The organism is Acinetobacter sp. Res13-Abat-PEC15-P4-01, from assembly GCF_015676285.1.
In the GTDB taxonomy this organism is placed as follows: Bacteria; Pseudomonadota; Gammaproteobacteria; order Pseudomonadales; family Moraxellaceae; genus Acinetobacter; species Acinetobacter nematophilus.
Window position 1 is genome coordinate 148132 of record NZ_JADAIN010000015.1, and the last position, 6336, is coordinate 154467.

A 6336-nucleotide genomic window follows, 5' to 3' on the forward strand; every position below is an offset into this window, starting at 1 on the left:
ATAAGACATTGAAATTTATATTAAAAATATAGTGGTTAAAAAATGATCAATTTAAGGAAAATGCCCATCATTGCGATAGAAATCTATGTCAAGCCCCAAAGAATCCACAATTTTATCCACAGGTTTTGTGGAAAACTGTGGAAAAGTCCAAAAGATAAGCACTTTGCATAAAAAATGAACTTTGCCGTCTATTTTAAATCGATGAATGAGTCAGAAAGATGACCAAATAAAAATTGATGCAAAATAAAAAAATCTTTAGATGCGGTTAACGTTCAAATCAGATAAAATTGCCCAGTATTTTTTTATGGGTCTATCTCGTCTATGTTCTCGCCAGTTGAGTCCGAGCAAGGATTTAATTTCAAACCAGAACTTCCAACAAGTTCAGCTTATTATCGTCTCTTGAAAAAACTCCGCCGTCAGGTGGGTCATGCCATTCGTGACTATAAAATGATTGAGGAAGGCGATAAGGTGATGGTCTGTGTTTCTGGTGGGAAAGACAGTTATACCTTGCTGGATATTTTGTTGCAATTTAAACGCATCGCTCCAATCAACTTTGATGTGGTTGCGGTCAATTTAGATCAGAAACAACCAGGTTTCCCGGAAGACGTATTACCAAAGTACTTGGAAGAAAACAATATTCCTTACTATATTTTGGAAAAAGATACTTATAGCATCACCAAACGTTTGACGCCGGAAGGCAAAACCTATTGTGCTGTATGCTCTCGTTTACGTCGTGGTTCACTGTACGGCTTTGCACAAGAAATTGGTGCAACTAAAGTGGCACTTGGACATCACCGTGACGACATTATTGCGACGTTCTTTTTGAATTTATTCCATGGCGGCAGTTTAAAAGCCATGCCTCCAAAATTACTGTCTTCAGACAAAAAAAATATTCTGATTCGCCCGTTGGCATATGTTGAAGAAAAAGACATCATCAAATATGCTGAAATCCGCAAATTTCCGATTATTCCATGTAACTTGTGTGGTTCTCAGGAAAATTTACAACGCGCAATGCTGAATGACATGCTGCGTGAATGGGATAAACAATATCCAAAACGTTTACACAGTATTTTTGGTGCATTACAAAATGTTTCACCTTCGCAATTAGCAGACCGTGATCTGTTCGATTTTGAAAAATTGGATGAAGAGCGTGAATTTGATATGAAATGTGACACTGAAGAAATGAAAAAACGCTTGGATGTGGTCAATCTGAGTTTTGCGGCAGACTGATCTTTTTTGCCAATTTTCTGAATGAATCGGGTACTCATATTGAAATGAGTGCCTGATTTTAAAAAATAAAACGATAAAACCAATAAAACATGAACAGTCCGTACAAAAAACTTTAGCCCAAATTGAAATTATCATGCTATAACATTGAGCAAGCAAAACTGCTTCACCCTGATGTTGTCTGGATAGATAGCACAATAAATTGAATAAATAATTTGAGGAATGAACATGCCTGCATTTTTAACTGATGATTGGTTTGCAAATGTTGAAAAATTAACTGCGGAAGCAGGTGATTTAAACTTGCCACCAGCGCTTTCTGGTTTAGCGATTAATTTGGTTGTTGCAGATGCTGATGGCAACACGGAGCTTGCTTTGGATGGTGGCAAAATCATTAAAGGTAGTTCTGCAAATGCCAAAACGACGCTCAATATGGATGCAGAGACCCTTCGTAAAGTGTTCCTAGAGTTTGACATGGCAGCTGCGATGCAAGCGTTCATGACAGGTAAAATCAAAGTTCAAGGCGATATGTCGCAATTAATGGCATTACAAACGGCGAAGCCTAGCCAAGAACAAAAAGATTTGTTTAAGAAAGTATTAGAGCAAACGGCTTAATTTTCTTGAAACTAAAAAAAAGCTTACTCTTAGAGTAAGCTTTTTTTTGCCTGATGATTTAAGTCGTTTGAAAACTCATCCTGTCTTGAGCGGGTAGGCAAAGACAGATGACCAAGAGACTTGAATATCCAACCATATTCATCGACGGAGTTAGTTAGATTTCCAGTAAACGCGGTGTCGTTTTGATGTGCTCTAAATACGCACGAATACGTGTAACATATTGTACTGCTTGCTTATAGCGACCATTACTGCTTTGATGGCGTGTTAAATAATCATAAAGATTCATCCAGTCATTGGGATCTTTACCTTGAGCTTTAATACGCTTTTGGATACCTTCAACAGCACCTGGTCCCATATTGTAGGCAACCAATGCATACCAATGGCGGTCAGGTGTACGAATGTAAGAATAGCGATTCAACATCATATCAAAATACTTTGCGCCACCTTGAATGCTCTGTGCTGGATCATTACGGTTACTCACACCCATTGCTTTAGCAGTATTGTTGGTTAACATCATTAAACCACGGACACCTGTGGGAGAAACAGAGTCTGGTTTTAAATATGATTCCTGATAACCAATCGCAGCAAGTAGATGCCAATCTAAACCATACTGTTGTGCAGAACGTTTAAAACTGGCTTTGTAAATCGGTAAACGAACACTGAGATCACGTTGAATGGTGTTCCAATCGTCTTTCTTTACAACATTACGATTATAAAATGATGCCAATTGCTGTGTTGCACCATTTTGTTTACTTTGACAGATGAAACCACTTGCCGTTGCTGTGAGCGGATCGTCAGCTTGCTTAAAGACCCAATTAATATCAGTATTTAAGCCATTGTTTTTTAAACTGTTGAAATCACCGCATGTTGCTGAAAAAGAAGTGAGATTTTGAGCTTCTATACTTTGCATCGTTGCAGTGGTAATCGCAAAATTCGCTTTGCCCTGATTCACCATCTTTAATGCAGCTGCATTATCTGCAACAGTTTTAAACTCAAGCTTTACGTTTAAGCTTTCAGCATAATTGTGGGCTAAGTCATAGCCGAAGCCATGCTTATATTGTCCATCCTTAAATACTATACTCGGATTGGAAACCGCAACTACAGTCAACTTACTTGAATTGACTACAGCATTGTATTGATTGTTCTTACTGGCATTAATACTGAAAGGAATTAACGCCGTGGATAAAACTAAACATTTAATTGGAAGAGCACGAAATAATGAGTTAAGGCAAAGCCTCGACCCAGAGGTTGAACTACTGTGCATGTTGTCTCCGCTACAAGTAATTTATTGCCCTAAAAAGTAATAAGCACAAAAGTACCTAAAAACTTCTTACAGTTGGTAAATTCAATAAGGGTGGGCAGTCATGAACGTCATTCAAAAAATGACATGTGGGATTGAAAGATTTTGCAGAAAAACTACAAAATTAAAAAAGTAAGCTAATAAAACATGTGCGCATAATATAGGCAGTTTTTTTACCTGTCAAATTTTGTTTAAAAAATGAACACTATATAATATGTAATACGATGATTTTTATAGTTATATTTTTTTTAAATTTATACTGAAATAGTTTTGAAATAAAAGTTGAAAAAACTGTAAGTAAATGTAGCGTATGTAAGTTAAGTTAGAACGCTGTTGAGAAAATTTTAGTTTAGGATTTTACATGGATTTTTTTCTATTTAGGGATTCAAGCGAGACTAAAAAACATAGTATATTTGTACTAAAAATCCGTTGCAGCGTTCTGACTTTTTTACACGTTGGCAGTAAACTAGCATCAGTATTTTTTAATGCATCTCAATGCAGATCTATGGTGAATGGTTTTAAATCATGAAATCTAATTTAATCACCCGTTCGGGACATGATTTACTGGTTGCAGAACTGCAACGACTTTGGCGTGAAGAACGCCCGGAAGTGACTAAAAAGGTAACATGGGCTGCCAGTCTAGGTGACCGATCTGAAAACGCGGACTATCAATACAATAAGCAGCTGCTAAGAAAGATTGATCGCCGTGTACGATATTTAGGTAAACGTTTAGAAGAATTACGTATCGTCGATTTTGCACCCGAGCAAGAAGGTAAAGTCTATTTTGGGGCTTGGGTCGAAATTGAAAACGATGAAGGGGAATCTAAAACTTTGCGGATTGTGGGTGTCGATGAAATATATGACCATCACCCACAACATATTTCGATTGACTCTCCGATGGCTAGGGCTTTGCTCTCTAAGCAGGTGGATGATGAAGTCGAAGTAATGACACCTTCCGGAAAAAAGCTTTGGTATATCAACTCAATTCGCTATGAAAAGCATGAAATTTCAGCAAATTAATGGGATTTGATTTTATTTTGTACATTCGAGTGTAAAAATGCAGAAAAAGATTTGCCAAGTTGTATTTTTATTTATATGATAGCCGCCATTGGAAGCGTGGCAGAGCGGTTTAATGCACCGGTCTTGAAAACCGACGAGGGTGTGAGTCCTCCGTGAGTTCGAATCTCACCGCTTCCGCCAAATATCTAAGAAAGCCCTTGTGATTGCAAGGGTTTTTTTTTGTCTATGTAATTACCCCTCATCTTACCCCACATCAAATGTTGGATTGAATTTAACAGAATTAGATTGAATTGGATTGATGTAGATACCGGTTTCATTTTGTGTTATTTTTAGTTAAATTATTGATATATATAATTTTTGTCATTGAAGTGACTTTTTCTAATTTTTTTTATTTCTTCGGATAATTTATTTGATAGAAATGAGATATCTTCATTTTCAATGATTGTTGTATAGGCTTGTTGATTCAATATGTTGGCTTCCTTAAGTTATTTAATCTCTTTTTCTAAATCTAAGATATGCTTTTGTTCTGGTGAGAGTGGATGTTTGCTTTAATCTATTGGATTAGCTTCACAAATCCATTTTATTATGATGAATAACAGCCCCTGATTTGTGGATAGCTGAAGCTATAGACTAACGGGAATTTAAAAGTACCTCATCTTTTCTTGCTGTGTAAATCCAGGAATATAACGTTTAATCATTTTTAAATCTCCAAATTTAACATTAGATTAGCTTTGGAGAGACTATATGTCCATTATTTCGGCTATGATCATTTTTATTTTCAATCAGTTATGGGATGTAGTCTAATGGAGGAAAGAAAATTTTAATGAATTTTGACTCAAAAAACTTATGAAAATAATAATCCATTCCAAAATTTCAAAGATATTATTGAAATTATTTTTGAGAAAAATTCACACTAAAATGATACTTTTATCACGTATTTTTAAAAAAATGTGAGATTAATTGTGAATAAAATTTATAAATTAATTTGGGGTACTACACAGAATGCATGGGTAGTCTGTTCTGAATTAGGTAAAAAAGGTAAATGTAATAGCCAAAGAGTTGAAAGTGCTTTGAAGTTAACTGCAATGCCTATCGCAATTGGTATGTTTTGCAGTGGTGTCGCTATTTCGACGGCTTATGCTGTAGTAACAACACCGATCCTAGTAAAAAATACTACATATAATACAAATCAAGATGTGAGTATTATAAATACCATGCAACCTTTTGCGATTGATGCTGAAAATAGTCAAGTCACTTTGGCTGGGTTGAATAATACAATTACTTCAGATACACCAAATTTATCAACTGGTGCTATTTATGCCAAAAAGAATTCAACTGTAACAGTATTGGGCAATGCAACATTTACTAGTAAAGATACTCTTGGGCCTATTAGAAGTGAAGAGAACTCTTCTGTTTATTTGAAAGGCGCTTCCACAATATTAAAAGCAGGTAATGCTGATTTAATTTTTATGGCGCATTTGATGGCTGGACAGAAGAATAGTGTTGTAGAGATAGAACATTTAACAGAAGGGAATAGTCAATTTGGAAATTTGATTGTCGTTGGTAGTAATGGTACCGTAAATATTAAAGATAGTGGGACAGTTTCTGCGGGTAGAAATCTTATAGAAAGCTCGTGGGGAACTGTGAATCTGAATAATGGTACTTTAACATCTTTTCTAGATTCGATTTATTTACCTGGTATTAAATCTTCTTACGGGCAAGTAATTCAAGCGACAAATACGATTAATATCAGTAATGCTGATTTAACAACTTTTGGTTCGTTTATTAATAATAGAACAGACACAAATGCCCAAAGTATAATTAATTTAAACAATAGTAAAGTTATTTCCTCAAAGTCTTTAATCCTAAATAATAGTCAAGATGGTTCATCTTCAGCTACAGTAAATTTCAATAAAAGTACGAGCCAACATAATGGGTACTGGACCGATAATATGGCTGGCACATTAACTGTGAATGCCAATGCATCTGATTTAAGTGGATTGACTAAAAAAGCAAATGCTGCAACTTCTTATTTTAATATTAATGATGCAACATGGCAGTTGACAGAAGTAAATGGAGACAAAACTGCGCAATTTACTGACTTGAATTTAGTAGATTCCCGTTTGGTTGCGTATGACTTAAATAATCAAGCGAATAAGATACATTCTAACTTTATC

5 protein-coding genes and 1 tRNA gene are annotated in these 6336 nt (G+C 35.5%); 5 read left to right on the forward strand and 1 reads right to left on the reverse strand.

The window, feature by feature from the left end:
* Window positions 1-321 precede the first annotated feature (321 nt).
* Together ttcA and IMO47_RS05775 are read left to right on the forward strand one after the other, a co-directional pair.
* Entirely contained in the window at window positions 322-1230 is a 909-nt protein-coding gene (gene ttcA / locus IMO47_RS05770; RefSeq protein ID WP_005030632.1) for a tRNA 2-thiocytidine(32) synthetase TtcA, read from the forward strand.
* Between the two features lie 225 nt (window positions 1231-1455).
* Complete coding sequence (locus IMO47_RS05775) at window positions 1456-1839, forward strand: SCP2 sterol-binding domain-containing protein (protein WP_004828485.1); 384 nt, start codon at window positions 1456-1458, stop codon at window positions 1837-1839.
* Between the two features lie 154 nt (window positions 1840-1993).
* On the opposite strand, the gene IMO47_RS05780 is transcribed toward IMO47_RS05775, so the two are convergent.
* Window positions 1994-3103: a transglycosylase SLT domain-containing protein gene (locus IMO47_RS05780; RefSeq protein WP_196075075.1), complete on the reverse strand. Its 1110-nt coding sequence runs from the start codon at window positions 3101-3103 to the stop codon at window positions 1994-1996.
* 561 nt (window positions 3104-3664) lie between these two features.
* On the opposite strand from IMO47_RS05780, the gene greB reads away from it, so the two are divergent.
* The 3 genes from greB to IMO47_RS05795 all read left to right on the forward strand — a co-directional run.
* Complete coding sequence (gene greB, locus IMO47_RS05785) at window positions 3665-4159, forward strand: transcription elongation factor GreB (RefSeq protein WP_196075074.1); 495 nt, start codon at window positions 3665-3667, stop codon at window positions 4157-4159.
* Between the two features lie 90 nt (window positions 4160-4249).
* Window positions 4250-4339, forward strand: a tRNA-Ser gene (locus tag IMO47_RS05790).
* A 782-nt stretch (window positions 4340-5121) separates the two neighbouring features.
* Window positions 5122-6336: ESPR domain-containing protein (locus IMO47_RS05795; protein WP_196077906.1), on the forward strand; the 1215-nt coding region annotated here is incomplete at its 3' end.